Here is a 14347-nt window from a genome sequence, read left to right as displayed (position 1 = left end):
ACTTAAAGATACGTTAGCATTTTATATATTAATATGACTTTCCTTTTCATAAAAGGGAAAACATATGTGCCTCATTTCATCATACCATAATTTATACAACAACATAAGAGCGAAAAGCTCAAATTCCTCCGCTTGAGCCACAGAAAAAACCACCTTTAGATCAGAAGCCCTTAACCTGTCCTGCTTCGCCTGGTCCTCCTGCTGTGATCATAAAACGATCACACATTAAGGATGCATAAGCCCCGAATGCGAAAACGATGTCCGGACTTATTCAAGGATCAAAAATATTTTTTACCAAAAGACAGCATCATCCATGCAGTTGATTGGAACAGAAGACGCTCGAGCTCCTTTGAGAATACCGTGCGTCCAAAGATCCACCTGGGAACCCGCATCATTCCATCTTAAGTTAGCTGAGGCCGTGCCTGCGGAAAACAAGCGATATGGAGTGAAGATAAACACTCCCCTCTGGTTTTAACATCCAAAAGAATACATTTATTCAACAAAAAAGTGCAGCCGTAAAGCATTCAAGTTATAAACCCTGATAGTATTAGAAAAACCGGGAGAAAAGTATGCCCGGTCCTTGCCTTAGTATAGAGCATCGTCCAATATAAGATAGGCTTCATTGCCTGGTCAAGTGGAGGGGAGCGCAAGGCGCCTGCGGAACTCTCTAAAATCGTATGTTCCTCGAGCGCCGCTGACTCATGATGCGGAGACTAGAGTCCTGCGGGACGTGGGAGATCGGTAAGACCTTAGCAGTGCGCAGCGCAAGGAGACTTACCACTCCCCGCGAAAAGCGAGCGGCCTGGAGCGGAAATTCGCACCGTCCTCATGACCAGAAATTTTATACTTTCTGATCTTAAAAAAAACTCACCCAGCGGTGAGTCAGTCCACGTTCACTTCATATTTGGCAAATAAGTGAAGCATATTTTGGTACGCTTCTTTATTTGTTATGGGGATTCCGGTTTTTAAACGATTAAAATCCTTAGCCTGTAGGGCATGAATATCAATTTGAAAGAAGGTTTGAATAATCTGATTGTGTTCAGGGCTGCCATTAAATAGTGTCAGCGTATTGCCATTTTTTAGCCCTAATACTCCCACTGCTTTAGAAACAGGTGAAAGATCATCAACTTTACGCTCTAAAAATACATCCGTCTTAGTTTTTTTGATCAACGTCCATTGTGGATGCTGATGTAAAAAATCCTTTAAGGATAGGACATGCTTATCCATCGTTTTCTGTATGGAGATCCCGTCTATATATCGTGTATTCATATGAATATGTGATAATGACACAGCTTGTACTTGTATTCCTTTTCTTTCTTCTGCCCGTGCCTGCGTATGACTTAAAAATGACCCTGTGCTAAAACAAGCCAAAACCAGCAGAATATATAGTCTCTTCTTCATGATAATCACCTCTAATACTGAGGATTGTTTAATTATTGTCTAGTTTACCCAGCAGAAGACATGTTTATCCATCCTTCCCATAATCCCTTTAAATCAAAAGACTAACTTTTTTTAATTCCCTATTTTACAAGCCATTAAACGGGATTCGTTAAGAAATGATGGAAATTTTGCAAATTTCGACAACATTTTAAGGAATTCTAGTATACACTATCAATAATAAATCATTCAGAAAAGGCAAATCTTTCGAAAGAGAGAGACGCAAAGCTACAGACCTAAAGGAAATTCCCATGGTGGCTGAGCTACCTGAGCGTGGAGTGGAAACGATGCCTAATCAGGTCGATCTTAGAAGGGGTAGAAAGCTTGATAAGGAATGGGTTGAGCTCATTCTACTTGCCCAAAGGATGGGCATGAGCGTAGAGGATGTTAGAAAAATCCTAAAGAAAAAAGAAGAGCTTTAATCCACCTTCAAGTAAACCGCTATCGCTCCAGAGTTAAACCGGTGAGTAGTAAAAAAGAGGATGCCTCTAAAGTTTCCTTTAGGACATCCTCAAAAGCAGCAGCGATTTTTTTATTTTGCGTTATTTTGGAAAGGACGTTGTAAGGCATTACCTAAATCGTTGATAATGCCACTTATATCAGAGCGTACTTCTTTTATTGGTGCACCATTGTCTAAACGGTCATTGACATCAGCAATACGATTGACCATTTTACGATCAGTGACAACGCGGATGTTTTTATCAGGTGCCAGTTGTTTTGCCGTTGAGCGAATACTTTGTTCGACGGCTTGTTTATTATTCACATCTTTGTCTAGAGTCGCACCGATGACAACGGTATTGTTGTCGGTAAAAGCACTTGCGTCATTAACGTTATTCAATCGAGCAACCTGGCTAGCTATACGACGAGAAAGTGCACTATCAGCAGCAACAGAATCCTTATCATTGACATCATTGTAGTTTCTGTTGTTATTTAGTGAGGCATTATTGTCATACACATCATTTCTAGGTACGACATTTGGCCTATTTTTATCCGTATAATAGCCAATGTTGCGGACGCCATTATCCCCCATCGCGTTGTTATTATCTTTATCTGTTCCACACCCTGTCATTAGTCCTACAGCCATTAAACCAGTAGAAAGCAATGTGAGTGTTTTTTTCATGTGTTTAATTGCCCCCTTTCATCTATAGGATGTGTGGGGAGCAATTAAAGTAAACTAACAGTTAGAGGCGATCATGTCATTTTTTTCAAGGCTATGCGTCGTCTTTAATCCATGCTTCTATGTCTCAATTTCCTAACAGGGCTTTTTAAACTTTTTCACAAAAAACCTTTTCTTTCCACACTATATTTTTTCTTAGTCCTAAGAAAAAAAGCGACGATTTTCTCATCGTCACTTTTCATCCTCTTCATTTTTAGGAAAATCGGGTAAATTAATGGTATTGTGATGAGATTCCCATAAAGTATAAGGATTTTCATCTCGATGCGGAAGCTCTGTCAATCCAGGCGGTGTTTGCAATGTGGAACTCTGACCCGACTGTCCCATAGGAGGATACCCATAGCCTCCTGGTATTTGACCGCCTCCCATTGGAGGCATTTGCGAAGAAGGCTGTGAGGCTGGAATAGCTTCCTGCGAAGGCTGTCCTTCAGCCCCTGGCATCATGCCTGCGCCCTGAGTCCCCATCTCTTGATGACTTCCTGACATCATGTCCGGTTGAGTGCTGGGGTAGCCATACCCCCCTGGCATCATCCCTTGTTGTGGATGCATGGGCTGCATGCTCGGATAACCATATCCGCCCTGCGGCATACCTGGCTGAAACTGCTGGGGCTGTGACTGAGCCCCCGGATAGCTATACCCCGGCATCATTCCTTGTTGTGGATGCTGTGTTGGCTGCATGCCCGGATAACCATATCCTCCTGGCATCATTCCCTGCTGTTGTGACTGTACAGGTGGCATGCCCGGATAACCATATCCTCCAGAGCCCATCCCTTGTTGCTGAGACTGTTGCGGATCTGAAGCACCATCAGCAAATGGATAGTAGGGCTGAGGATCTTGATTTAACGTCTTCATTTTTCCAGATTGTGGATTATTAAAGGGCTGTTGATGAAAGTAAGGATGATGCCCCTGTTCATAGACAGTGGAACCGCTGGACGACTGATAAGAAGGGACACCCATTCCTGGATCAGGAAACTGCCATTTCCCGTCATGTGTTGGTGAATCAGATTTTTTAGGCGTCATCACATTAGGATAAGGATCTTCCATCATAGGTAATGTATGTTCCTCTTTTGTTTTCATTGATTTAACAGGTTCGTTATCCATGGGCTGTGTTGGTGCAATGATTTTAGAGTCTTTCATTGGCAGTTGATTTTCTTCAATATTTTCCACAGCTTTTTCTTTTGCAATAGGTTTTTTTTCTGATTTGATTTTTTTCTTGATCGGCGCCTTAATTTTTTTCTTAACTGGCTCTTTTTTCTTCACTTCCATAACAGGTTTCTTTTCTGGAATATTTTCCTTCACAGGATGTTCATTGACTGGATTTTCTTTTACCGGAATCTGATTAATCGGGTTTTCCTTCATGACATTTTCCTTAACTGGCATTTCTTTTTTTGGCATTTCTTTTTTTGGCATTTCTTTTTTAGGCGCTTCTTTAATAATTTTGTCTGCCTTTACTTTTTTCTTTACATATTTTGACCCAGAAGGGACTTTTATTTTCATTCCTGGCTTAATATTATCCGGATCAGTGAGCTGAGTATTGATCTTTTTTAAGTCTTCTAAAGATACGCCATGTTTCTGTGCAATTTTGTACAACGAATCGCCCAGTTGAACAATATATATTTTCACTCGTATCCTCCTCTACGCACAAGTTACTACAGTATATTTGTCACTTGGGCGTATTGCCACTGTTTTTTTCTATTTGTTGGACTTTTTTCTTAAGACGCTTCGATCAATGCCTTAGCTCTCTAAATTATGTATAATATAATCATATAGAAATCAGGGGGAATGAACAATGGACCAAGAGCAAGAGAAACTTTTAGGGGAAGAAAGGCGGACAACCATCCTTAAATGGCTCCAAGAGGCTGATGAGCCTTTAACTGGAAGTGAACTCGCCAAGAAAACGAATGTCAGCCGTCAGGTTATTGTCCAAGACATTTCACTATTAAAAGCCAAAAACGAGCCAATCTTAGCGACTGCAAGAGGGTATCTTTATTTTAAAAAGGGTCAGAAAGAGCAGTGCGTCCAAGTGATTGCCTGTCAGCATAACGAAGCACGCACAGAAGAAGAATTAAATTTGCTTGTCGATCATGGGGTGCGTGTGAAGGATGTTATTGTAGAACATCCAGTGTACGGCGAAATTACTGCATCACTTATGCTGGAAAATCGTAGAGATGTCCAACTGTTCATGAAAAAAATCAAGGGGACCAAAGCATCGTTACTTTCAGCCTTAACGGAAGGCATTCATCTTCATACCATTGAAGCAGGTAGTGAAGAAAAACTGAGCGATGCCTGTATAGCACTAAAAGAAGCCGGATTATTGGTCAATCAGGATTAAATTCCTCCGGTTCCTACAATATCGACTTTTTTAACCCCTCTTAATTTTTTCAAACGTTCTATAAAGGCATCCAGTTCAGTGTTCATTTCAGTCGTATCAATAGAAAGGGAAACATTGGCACTCCCCTGTAGAGGGATGGATTGATGAACGGTTAAAATGTTCCCATTGGATTCGGAAATAATATTCAATAAGCTTTTTAAAATTCCGGTTCGATCCTCCAGATGAAAAAATAACGTGACCACTTGTTCCTTAATGATTTTCTGAAAAGGGAAAATGCCGTCTTTATATTTATAAAAAGCACTTCGGCTCAGCCCAACGTCACGCACCGCTTGTGTGACACTCTGAGCCTGACCTGTTTCAAGAAGACGTTTTGCTTCAAGAACTTTAAGCATGGATTCAGATAATACATCTTGTCTTACCAAATAATATTGCTCTCGTTTCTGCACGGTCTCTCTTCTCCTCTCATACACATTTTACATACGAACTATTTTGAAAATTTCAGACGCTGGCGTTTGGATTCCGCCCCTTGTTCCACATTATACTTAAGAAAAACCGGGCGAAAAACATGCCCGGTCCTTGTCCTTAGTATAGGGCATCATCCAATATGACATAGGCTTCATTGCCTTGTCAAATGGATGGGAGCGCAAGGCACGAGATTCGGAACACATTAAAATCGTGTATTCCTCGGGCGCCGCTGACTCATAATGCAGAGACTAGAGTCCTGCGGGAAGTGGGAGATCGGATCGGTAAGACCCCCGCAGTGCGAAGGCGCGAGGAGGCTTACCACTCCCCCGCGGAAAGCGAGCTGCCTGGAGCGGAAATCCGCATCATCCTCATGACCAGAAATTTTATACTTTCTGATCCTTCAAAAAAGGAGAGCTGGCTCTCCCTTAGTTAACAAATTCAAACTCAAAATCACGAATTCTTACCGTATCTCCATCCTCGATGCCGCGTTTGCGAAGCGCATCATCCAACCCCATGCCACGCATTCTTTTTGCGAATCGTCGCACGGACTCCTCACGATTAAAATCCGTCATGATAAATAATTTTTCTATTTTTTCCCCGGAAACAACAAAAGCGCCATCATCATCCCGCGTAATAATAAAAGGGTCTTCCTCTTCTGTCGCCCGATAAACCACCTTATCTTCTACCTCTTCAGAAATGCCAAGAGGGAACATCGGCGTGTGTTCAACAAGCTCTCCGACATAATTCATGAGAGGCTGAATACCTGTTTTAGCAACGGCTGAAATTGGAAAGATCGGCACCTCTTCTTCTAGCTGTGTTTTAAAACGCTCGAGATGATCTTCGGCCCCAGGCACGTCCATTTTATTTGCTGCAATAACCTGTGGACGCTCCATCAAGCGATATTCATATTGTCTTAGTTCATCATTTATTTTGACATAATCATCAAAAGGATCGCGCCCCTCTGATCCAGACATATCAATCACATGGATAATCACCCGCGTGCGTTCAATATGACGTAAAAACTGATGGCCTAAACCCGCGCCAAGATGAGCCCCTTCAATCAGCCCAGGCAGGTCGGCAATCACAAAGCTTTTAGCCTCATCAACAGCAACAACGCCTAAGTTAGGAGAAATTGTCGTAAAATGATACTCGGCCACCTTAGGCTTAGCCGCTGAAACGACCGATAAAAGGGTGGATTTTCCTACGCTTGGAAAGCCCACCAAGCCCACATCGGCCAAGAGCTTTAGCTCAATACGAATATTGCGTTCTATACCGGGTTCCCCATTTTCTGCATGATAAGGTGCGGGGTTCGCCGGGGTTGAAAACCTTGTATTTCCTCTTCCCCCTCTTCCCCCACGGGCAATGATTGCTTCCTGGCCTTGCTCGGTCAAGTCAGCAATCAAGTCGTCAGTATCTTGATCATACACAATTGTCCCTGGTGGTACACGAACAACAAGATCGTCAGCATTTTTTCCATGCTGATTTTTAGGACCGCCATTTTCTCCGCGCTTGGCTTTAAAATGTCTTTGAAAGCGAAAATCCATCAAAGTTCGGAGACCTTCGTCCACCTTAAACACAACATTGCCACCTTTACCACCATCGCCACCAGCAGGGCCACCGTTAGGGACATATTTCTCACGACGGAAAGCAACAATACCGTTACCGCCGTCGCCACCTTTAACATACACTTTAACCTGATCTACAAACATGCTTCCACCTCAGTTATGTGGTGATAATAAAGGCTAAAATCGCCTCTTCTTTATGTATATATTTTGTTACATAGTCTAAAGAATGATACGATGCTTGTTTCATAAAAAAACGTTCCGACTCTAGAACATCTGTAAGGCTCCCAGCAAAATCTATTGTAAAGGTTGCCTGATGCTCCTCAAGATCAATGCTGATGGTGACATTATTATTCGCTTGCTGTTCAGCCTTCGTATTAAAATAGGTTAAAACGTTAAGAAAATAGGTATAAAGGCATTCATCAGCATGTGATAAATCCAGGACCTTTCCTACCACTTCAACATCTAATGTCACCATAGGTCGATTTAAATTATAGGTCAGTAAATAAGCAGCCGTTTTTGGCGCACATAAATTTGAAAGCTGCGCCTCATTTTTTGCCTTAGAAACAAGCAGGTCTACAATTTCTGATACACGTTCTACTCGGTTTAAATCTAGATTAGCTTTTATAAGTTGTAACTCGTTTAGCCAATCGTGTCTAATGGCTCGCAATAAGTCAATCATCTTATCCGGATCATGCATCGTCGAAATCTCCTATATACCGACGTTCTTATGAGCTGGAAAACTTGACTTCTCATATCATGAATGATCATGGGGCGAGAAGTCATACTCTATTCATTAAATACACCACAAGAAAGTAACTATAACATGTTTTTTCCCTTATAGTGCTAAAAAACCAGCCAAAGGGCTGGTTTTTTGTTATACTTATGCTTCTTTTGCTACAGGATATACACTTACTTGCTTGCGATCACGGCCAAGGCGTTCAAATTTTACAACACCATCAACCTTTGCATAAAGTGTGTCGTCTCCACCGCGTCCAACGTTGTTACCAGGATAAATTTTCGTCCCACGTTGACGATAAAGAATGGAGCCTCCTGTTACGAATTGACCATCGGCACGTTTTGCACCAAGGCGTTTCGCAATAGAGTCACGGCCGTTCTTTGTACTACCGACCCCTTTTTTCGAAGCAAAAAATTGAAGATCAAGCTTAAGCACGCCATCCACCTCCTTGATCATTAACTTGTATATGTTCAGAATAAGAAGCCTCAATGGTTTTTAATGAAGAAATCATGCCCTCGAGCAATACATAAACATGCTCATTCGGCTGCGTTCGAAAGGAATCAGGAACTGAACAATGAAGGTAGCCTCCATCTTCTGCCTGCTCAATATCCAATTCAACCTGGCACAATTCCTCGATTGCATTAACAGCCCCAAAGGTCACAGCCGAAACCCCCGCACACACGAGATCATAGCCATACGGACCAGAATCTGCATGACCTGATATCCGGACAGACCTCAGCTGCTTATGTTCATCGCGCTCCACTTTAACCTGAATCATAATAATGTCCTACTTATGCATTAATCTTTTCAACAGTAACTTTTGTGTAAGGCTGACGATGTCCTTGCTTACGACGATAGTTTTTTCTCTTTTTGAACTTGAATACGACGATTTTATCGCCTTTTCCATGCTCATCAACTTTTGCAGTCACATTTGCGCCTTCAACGAGTGGCTGTCCAACTTTTACGTTATCTCCACCAACGAAAAGGACTTTATCAAAAGTTACTGTTTCTCCTGGTTCAGCATGCAATTTTTCGATGAAAAGTGTTTGCCCCTCTTCAACCTTTAATTGCTTACCACCAGTTTCAATAATAGCGTACATCCCTGCACCTCCTCTAATTCTCAGACTCGCCAAAACAGGTAGCCAATCGGCATTTATAACCCATCTCGTGCGGTTGGAGCCGGTGCTCCAAAGTCTAACGTTAAAATCTTACCATAATCCTAATCACACTGTCAATCGTCTTAAAATATGTTAAAGCAATTTTCCAATCGCTTGATTATAATAATTTCCGTTGAAAAAAGCGTTCAACACATGCTTCTCTGTGATGAGGTATTCCTCGTTTTTTCCTTGAATTTTAATCTGGTGATGCCGGTCTTTATAAAACATTTCTACAACATCCATTAATGCCATATCACTTGGCACACTGACGGTCATACTTTTAAGCTCGTTTAAAGCTGAATGTTGCCAGCGCTCCAATAAAAACCGCATGAAGACATAGCGCTGCTGCCTCCATTCCTTTATCAACATCACAAGAAGGAAGAGAGCGATGACAAAATAATTCAAAAGAATCGTCCGATGAAAGGCTACCCAGAGCGTTAAGAGCATCAAGAATAGAAAGGAACTTAGCAAAGCGAGACGATACGCCCGGCGGTATGGAAAATACCTGGATAGCACAATTAATAGCAGCTTTCCACCATCTAATGGCCAAATGGGAAACAGATTAAATAATAGAATCATCCAGTTCTTCTCCAAGAACATTTCATGGTTAGTCGCATTCCAATAGGGTGTCATCAATAAAAGGAAAGACACAAAAGGAAGCCACAGGTGTTGCATAGGTCCAGAAAGCGTCACGATGAATTCCTCTTGGAATGGACGCGTTCCACTTTCATCCACCTTTGCCACCCCACCGAAAGGAAGCAATTCTATCGATGTTAATCGCCAGCCCAAAAAGAGCGCCGCAAGCGCATGCCCTAGTTCATGCATCATGACAATAAAAAAAATGGCAGTGACATCCCAAAAGTGTCCTGTGAGAACGCCAGTGCCAAACACGATCCAAAAAACTGGGTGGATATGTACTTTTTTTCTTAACACCCTTATTCCCTTAATCAAAGGAAATCACCTGGATAGGATCAACAAATGACTTTCCATTTTTAATGGCAAAATAAAAGCTTCCCTTATTTTTTCCGTCTTCCGTTGTCACTGTACCCAGTTTTTGATCCTTTTTCACATTGTCATATTGTTTAACATCGACATTCCTAAGCTTGCCATACCACGATTCCTTACCATCTTTATGCTGAATCACAACCGTTTTACCAATGCCTGCTTTGTTACCGACAAATATCACAAGTCCACTATCAATGGCTTTGACTTCTGCGTTTGCTGCCGCTTCAACCGTAATGCCCTTTTTCTTTGAAGAGAAGCCTTCAGTTACCGTCCCAGTCCCACTGACTGGAACGGCAAAGTCTTGTGAGGCTCTGCCATCATCCTGTCCGGACGCGCTTTGACTCTTATGCTGATTTGTGGGAAGAAAGGCGAGCGGTTGTCCAAAGGCCTTTTCATACCACTTAGAGACGACCGTAAAATTCATTTCATCATTTAAAGCCATTGACACAATACTCTTTGCTTTAGGGACAGAAGCAAGCATATTCGTTTTATAAAGGATGGCTCCGCCCAAAACAAGTATGGCAGCTATCAAACATTTCATAATAAAAATATTCGTTTTAAACAATGGGTGATTCTTGTTTGGAGGCATTGGATTCTCTTGGTGTATTGGACGATAACTCGGCATATCCATTGGAAGGCTTGTTCGTCTTGAACGCTGTTTGTGGCGCCTTTTGATCTCATTCATTCGATTCATCAGTAGTAACCCCCTACTCTTGCTTAATACCACTCTATGAGGAGGAGGGACGAGTTATGACGCCAATATTCAGAAGAATTTTTTACTCCAATGCTATACATTTTATCAGTACCATGATGTTTATCGGAACAAAAGACAGGACCTTTTTAACAAAGGCCTCGACCAAATTAACAAATAAAGTCCGAAATTTACGAAAAGAGAATGAATCCGGGGGCAAGTTTCCAAATCTAGAGGTGAGCGCAACAAAAGCCAGAGACAGGGTAACAAATGCCGATTCCAAAGGAACGAAAACCGGTGTCAAAATATCAAAAACTCCCTAGCAATAAGAAATCCTAGGACATTTAATAGAACCCAACTCTTTACTTAACATAGCCTTTATTGCCTGGTACTCCTGATGTGATTTTTCAAATCACACACTAAAGGGGCGCCAAACGGTATTTTTTTGCCACGTTTAAACCCATGTATTTTATGTTATTCTTTATAGTAACCGGCTCCTTTTCGTAATGTAGCACTGATTTGGTTTGTAATTCATCAGCAAGTGTTGCCAAATTAACCTACGCTATTATGAGTAAAGGAGCCATTATAAGAAGCCTTTCCGGTGGTTATTTTGTGGTGATTTAACCTTATCAGAAACGGATTCTTTTTTCATTTATTTGATGCGTTGAAATACAGAATAAACCACTTGATAGATAAGCCTTTTTACTGTGTTTTGAGAACTTCTATGAATAATCTAGGTGATAGCATAAAAAAAGAGATCTTCTGTAGATCTCTTTACTAACGCATGCCTAATAATTTTTTCATTCGAGAAAAAAATCCCTTATTTTCATCAAGAGACATGAGCGGGACAGACTCTCCTAATATTCGCCGGGCGATATTCCTGTAACCAATTGAAGCGCGTGAAGAAGGATTAAGTGCAATGGGCTCACCCTTATTCGATGCGGAAATGACCTCTTCGTCATCGACGACAACGCCCAAAAGGTCAATAGCCAAAACGTCCAGAATTTCATCAATTTCCAACATACCGCCTGATTTCATCATATGGTTGCGAATTCGATTAATGATCAGTTTGGGCGAGGCGACGCTCTCTTCTTTCTCTAAAAGACCGATAATACGATCGGCATCCCTGACAGCGGAATTTTCCGGTGTTGTTACAACAATGGACTGGTCCGCTCCGGCCACAGCGTTCTTAAATCCTTGCTCGATTCCTGCAGGACAGTCGATGAGCACGTAGTCAAAGTCACGCTTTAACTCATCAACAATGTCTTTCATTTGCTCAGGGGTGATCGATGTCTTATCCTTTGATTGTGCGGCAGGCACAAGCTTCAAGCATTCAAAACGCTTGTCTTTAATCAAGGTTTGACTTAGCTTACAACGGCCTTCTGCCACATCTACAATATCATAAATAATGCGATTTTCTAATCCCATAATGACATCGAGATTTCGAAGTCCAATATCAGTATCAACTAAACATACCTTTTTATTTTGAAGGGCTAAGGCTGTACCAATATTCGCTGTGGTTGTGGTTTTACCCACTCCGCCTTTTCCTGAAGTAATTACAATAGCTTCCCCCATATTCTTTCACCTCTCTACAATCGCTCGGCAGATTCAAGGGATCTCCGAAATAATGTCTGTAATCGTTCTACAGAAATCTGCTTCGTTTGTTGATCAACAAATGCATACTCCATCACACGGTTACCGTCATTTATGATATCTGGCGATCGGCTAATGACATCAGCAATCATAAGTTGGGAGGGCTTCATCACTGAAGCGACAATCACTTTATCTTCTCGACCTTTAAAACCGGCATGAGCAATCCCACGTAACGCCCCTAATACATAAACGTTTCCCGTAGCCATGATTTTACCACCTGGATTGACATCTCCTATTAATAAAATATCCCCTTCGATCATCACTTCTTGACCAGAGCGAATGATTTGCCTTAGAGTCGTGAGCTGCTCCTGTTTTCTAAGTTCTTCAGCCTCATCCTTCGACAACACATTCGAAACGATTTCCGCCACGAATAACTGTTTTTCGGAACGAATAATGTCTTGAATTTCTTCACGATCTTCCTTAGTTAAGTAGCGATTGCCTACTTCAACTTTCACTGAAATGAGAGGACCCTCATGAAAATAACTTCCCTGACCAGAAAGTTTCTCTTTTAATTCCGATATCAGCTCTTCATAGGAACAACGATCATTTAGCAAAAGGATGAGACCATCCTTTTTTCCTTTAATTGTCACAAGTGGTAGTTTATTTGCCATTATGTCGTTCACCTCAACACTCTATGTAAATGTTTCGACGCTAGGGCTGGAATATCCTTTTTTCATAAAAGAATGTTTGAGATTTGCTAGTTTTCTAATCTAAATAGACATTCCTTAAGGAGCGCTCCTCATCAACTCTCTTTTAAACGTTCACATAGGGCTCTTAATGGATAGAAACAAATCACCGTAAAGACGCTATTCAGAATCAATGTAGGTGCTAAATGCTGATGGGTGTACAATGTAAAATTCTGTTTGGCAATGCCAATCAATGTGTAAATCCCATACACCTCCATATCCAGCAAAAGCGTAGCAATCATTGCAGTCAATAAAATAATAACAATATGGGTATTAAAGTGTTTGCCCACCAAAAGCAAAACGTAAGTGGTAATCGTAATGCAAAAAGCATAGACACCCCATACATCCGTGTAGACCAGATCAATAAGGAAACCGAAAATCAAAGCATAACGAAGGGCAATGGTTCGTGAATAAAAGAAGCCAATCATAAGTACACCGATGAGAATAAAATGCGGTGCTGCGATGAGATTATAGCCAAAGGAACGCAGCGAAAACACTTGAAATACCGTACCTTGTAGCAATAAGAACACCAGCAAGACAATAAATAATTTCACCTGCTTCACTGCCCGTTGTCCCCTTCCGAATCGTTGCCAGAAATCGCACTCCGTTCAACAACATTAACATAATCAATATTGTTGAAATTGGCAGCAGGTTCAATCTCAGCATTCTTCGACAACCCGTAACGATCAGAACCGACGCTTTTTACTTTACCAATATAGAGTCCTGCTGGATAGACACCGCCCATACCTGAGGTTACAACCTTGTCCCCTTTTTTGATCTTCGCATCGACGCGAAGCTTCTTTAATAAGAGTACATTTTTATTAGGATCATAGCCCTCAATCATGCCATTTGTTCCATCTTTATTTATCACCTTCACTGATATTTCGTTATTGCTTTTTTGATCAGTGATTAAAGTAACAGTACTTGTAAATTGGCTAACAGTCTTAACCTTACCAATAAATCCATCGGCTGTGACGACCGCATCATTAATTTCAATGCCTTGTTGTCTGCCTTTATTAATGGTCAATTGTTGATTCCAGCCATCAAAAGAACGACTAACGACTAACGCAATATGTGTTTTAGAAGCCATGATGTCTGTAGTCGAGTTAATATGTAACTGCTTTTCTAATGACGTATATCTTTGCTTCAGATCATCGTATTTCGCATCTAATTGCGCATAATCCTGTAGATGCTTCTTTAAGGTTTTGTTTTCTTCATATACGTTTTTAATATCTTCAATGTTCTCAAAGAAACCCGCTACATATTGAGCGGGTCTATTGAGTACTACTTGAAACCAGCCGACCGTATCATGAATGAATTGCTCTGGCCAAGATAATTGCTTGCGCTCTTTTAACGAAAAGCCGATAAGTGCAACCAGCAATATCAAACTTGTTAATAATAAAATCAACTTTTTATTTGAAAAAAAGGGTGGCATATTCACACCTA

18 protein-coding genes, 1 riboswitch and 1 other annotated feature are annotated in these 14347 nt (G+C 41.3%); of the genes, 3 read left to right on the top strand and 15 right to left on the bottom strand.

Annotated features, from left to right (window positions below; translation table 11 throughout):
- Window positions 1-882 precede the first annotated feature (882 nt).
- Entirely contained in the window at window positions 883-1401 is a 519-nt protein-coding gene (locus IEW82_RS10700; protein ID WP_188693593.1) for a BofC C-terminal domain-containing protein, read from the bottom strand.
- A gap of 223 nt (window positions 1402-1624) precedes the next feature.
- A riboswitch (cyclic di-GMP riboswitch) is annotated at window positions 1625-1708 on the top strand.
- Between IEW82_RS10700 and IEW82_RS10695 the strand changes: the two genes are divergently transcribed.
- Window positions 1689-1859 (top strand): anti-repressor SinI family protein, encoded by a 171-nt coding sequence (locus IEW82_RS10695; protein ID WP_229672513.1) that lies wholly within the window; start codon window positions 1689-1691, stop codon window positions 1857-1859. Its footprint overlaps the riboswitch before it by 20 nt.
- Window positions 1860-1969: 110 nt before the next feature.
- Here IEW82_RS10695 and IEW82_RS10690 read toward each other — a convergent pair whose 3' ends face one another.
- The gene (locus IEW82_RS10690; protein ID WP_188693590.1) at window positions 1970-2506 is read right to left on the bottom strand and encodes a YhcN/YlaJ family sporulation lipoprotein; all 537 of its coding nucleotides are present in this window, start codon (window positions 2504-2506) and stop codon (window positions 1970-1972) included.
- Window positions 2507-2785: 279 nt separating this feature from the next.
- Window positions 2786-4234 (bottom strand): LysM peptidoglycan-binding domain-containing protein, encoded by a 1449-nt coding sequence (locus tag IEW82_RS10685; protein ID WP_188693587.1) that lies wholly within the window; start codon window positions 4232-4234, stop codon window positions 2786-2788.
- Between the two features lie 166 nt (window positions 4235-4400).
- On the opposite strand from IEW82_RS10685, the gene IEW82_RS10680 reads away from it, so the two are divergent.
- Complete coding sequence (locus IEW82_RS10680) at window positions 4401-4943, top strand: transcription repressor NadR (protein ID WP_188693584.1); 543 nt, start codon at window positions 4401-4403, stop codon at window positions 4941-4943.
- Here IEW82_RS10680 and thrR read toward each other — a convergent pair.
- The 8 genes from thrR to IEW82_RS10640 form a co-directional block, all read right to left on the bottom strand.
- Entirely contained in the window at window positions 4940-5389 is a 450-nt protein-coding gene (gene thrR / locus IEW82_RS10675) for a transcriptional regulator ThrR (protein WP_188693582.1), read from the bottom strand. The genes IEW82_RS10680 and thrR overlap by 4 nt on opposite strands.
- A 444-nt stretch (window positions 5390-5833) precedes the next feature.
- Entirely contained in the window at window positions 5834-7117 is a 1284-nt protein-coding gene (gene obgE, locus IEW82_RS10670; RefSeq protein ID WP_188693579.1) for a GTPase ObgE, read from the bottom strand.
- Window positions 7118-7130: 13 nt separating this feature from the next.
- A complete protein-coding gene (locus tag IEW82_RS10665) occupies window positions 7131-7670 on the bottom strand; it encodes a Spo0B C-terminal domain-containing protein (RefSeq protein ID WP_188693575.1) in 540 nt (179 codons plus the stop codon).
- 183 nt (window positions 7671-7853) lie between these two features.
- Window positions 7854-8144, bottom strand: coding sequence for a 50S ribosomal protein L27 (gene rpmA / locus IEW82_RS10660; RefSeq protein ID WP_188693571.1), 291 nt, complete (start codon window positions 8142-8144; stop codon window positions 7854-7856).
- A complete protein-coding gene (locus IEW82_RS10655) occupies window positions 8137-8487 on the bottom strand; it encodes a ribosomal-processing cysteine protease Prp (protein ID WP_188693569.1) in 351 nt (116 codons plus the stop codon). Before IEW82_RS10655 ends, rpmA begins: the two co-directional genes overlap by 8 nt.
- Before the next feature lie 13 nt (window positions 8488-8500).
- Window positions 8501-8809, bottom strand: coding sequence for a 50S ribosomal protein L21 (gene rplU / locus IEW82_RS10650; protein WP_188693565.1), 309 nt, complete (start codon window positions 8807-8809; stop codon window positions 8501-8503).
- A 12-nt stretch (window positions 8810-8821) separates the two neighbouring features.
- Window positions 8822-8894 (bottom strand) — a sequence feature (ribosomal protein L21 leader region).
- 65 nt (window positions 8895-8959) lie between these two features.
- Window positions 8960-9799, bottom strand: a complete 840-nt coding sequence (locus IEW82_RS10645; protein ID WP_188693563.1) for a M50 family metallopeptidase — start codon at window positions 9797-9799, stop codon at window positions 8960-8962.
- A 10-nt stretch (window positions 9800-9809) separates the two neighbouring features.
- Window positions 9810-10565: a M23 family metallopeptidase gene (locus IEW82_RS10640; RefSeq protein ID WP_188693561.1), complete on the bottom strand. Its 756-nt coding sequence runs from the start codon at window positions 10563-10565 to the stop codon at window positions 9810-9812.
- A gap of 56 nt (window positions 10566-10621) precedes the next feature.
- Between IEW82_RS10640 and IEW82_RS10635 the strand changes: the two genes are divergently transcribed.
- Complete coding sequence (locus tag IEW82_RS10635; protein WP_188693558.1) at window positions 10622-10885, top strand: hypothetical protein; 264 nt, start codon at window positions 10622-10624, stop codon at window positions 10883-10885.
- Window positions 10886-11339: 454 nt separating this feature from the next.
- On the opposite strand, the gene minD is transcribed toward IEW82_RS10635, so the two are convergent.
- The 4 genes from minD to mreC form a co-directional block, all read right to left on the bottom strand.
- A complete protein-coding gene (minD, locus tag IEW82_RS10630; RefSeq protein ID WP_188693554.1) occupies window positions 11340-12137 on the bottom strand; it encodes a septum site-determining protein MinD in 798 nt (265 codons plus the stop codon).
- Between the two features lie 14 nt (window positions 12138-12151).
- Window positions 12152-12826, bottom strand: a complete 675-nt coding sequence (gene minC, locus IEW82_RS10625; protein WP_188693551.1) for a septum site-determining protein MinC — start codon at window positions 12824-12826, stop codon at window positions 12152-12154.
- A 131-nt stretch (window positions 12827-12957) separates the two neighbouring features.
- The gene (mreD, locus tag IEW82_RS10620; RefSeq protein WP_188693547.1) at window positions 12958-13464 is read right to left on the bottom strand and encodes a rod shape-determining protein MreD; all 507 of its coding nucleotides are present in this window, start codon (window positions 13462-13464) and stop codon (window positions 12958-12960) included.
- Window positions 13461-14336 carry a rod shape-determining protein MreC gene (gene mreC, locus IEW82_RS10615; RefSeq protein ID WP_188693544.1) on the bottom strand — a complete coding sequence of 292 codons (876 nt, stop codon included), beginning with the start codon at window positions 14334-14336 and terminating at the stop codon, window positions 13461-13463. Before mreC ends, mreD begins: the two co-directional genes overlap by 4 nt.
- Window positions 14337-14347 lie beyond the last annotated feature (11 nt).

The organism is Pullulanibacillus camelliae (assembly GCF_014642655.1).
Lineage (GTDB): Bacteria > Bacillota > Bacilli > Bacillales > Sporolactobacillaceae > Pullulanibacillus > Pullulanibacillus camelliae.
This window is presented reverse-complemented; position numbering and strand designations above follow the sequence as displayed.

Coding starts and splice junctions, on each gene's coding strand:
- IEW82_RS10680 (WP_188693584.1), top strand. CDS start 4,401: ATGGACCAAGAGCAAGAGAAACTTTTAGGGGAAGAAAGGCGGACAACC.
- IEW82_RS10690 (WP_188693590.1), bottom strand. CDS start 2,506: ATGACAGGGTGTGGAACAGATAAAGATAATAACAACGCGATGGGGGAT.
- IEW82_RS10665 (WP_188693575.1), bottom strand. CDS start 7,670: ATGCATGATCCGGATAAGATGATTGACTTATTGCGAGCCATTAGACAC.
- IEW82_RS10655 (WP_188693569.1), bottom strand. CDS start 8,487: ATGATTCAGGTTAAAGTGGAGCGCGATGAACATAAGCAGCTGAGGTCT.
- obgE (WP_188693579.1), bottom strand. CDS start 7,117: ATGTTTGTAGATCAGGTTAAAGTGTATGTTAAAGGTGGCGACGGCGGT.
- minD (WP_188693554.1), bottom strand. CDS start 12,137: ATGGGGGAAGCTATTGTAATTACTTCAGGAAAAGGCGGAGTGGGTAAA.
- IEW82_RS10635 (WP_188693558.1), top strand. CDS start 10,622: ATGACGCCAATATTCAGAAGAATTTTTTACTCCAATGCTATACATTTT.
- minC (WP_188693551.1), bottom strand. CDS start 12,826: ATGGCAAATAAACTACCACTTGTGACAATTAAAGGAAAAAAGGATGGT.
- IEW82_RS10700 (WP_188693593.1), bottom strand. CDS start 1,401: ATGAAGAAGAGACTATATATTCTGCTGGTTTTGGCTTGTTTTAGCACA.
- IEW82_RS10640 (WP_188693561.1), bottom strand. CDS start 10,565: ATGAATCGAATGAATGAGATCAAAAGGCGCCACAAACAGCGTTCAAGA.
- IEW82_RS10695 (WP_229672513.1), top strand. CDS start 1,689: ATGGTGGCTGAGCTACCTGAGCGTGGAGTGGAAACGATGCCTAATCAG.
- mreC (WP_188693544.1), bottom strand. CDS start 14,336: ATGCCACCCTTTTTTTCAAATAAAAAGTTGATTTTATTATTAACAAGT.
- rplU (WP_188693565.1), bottom strand. CDS start 8,809: ATGTACGCTATTATTGAAACTGGTGGTAAGCAATTAAAGGTTGAAGAG.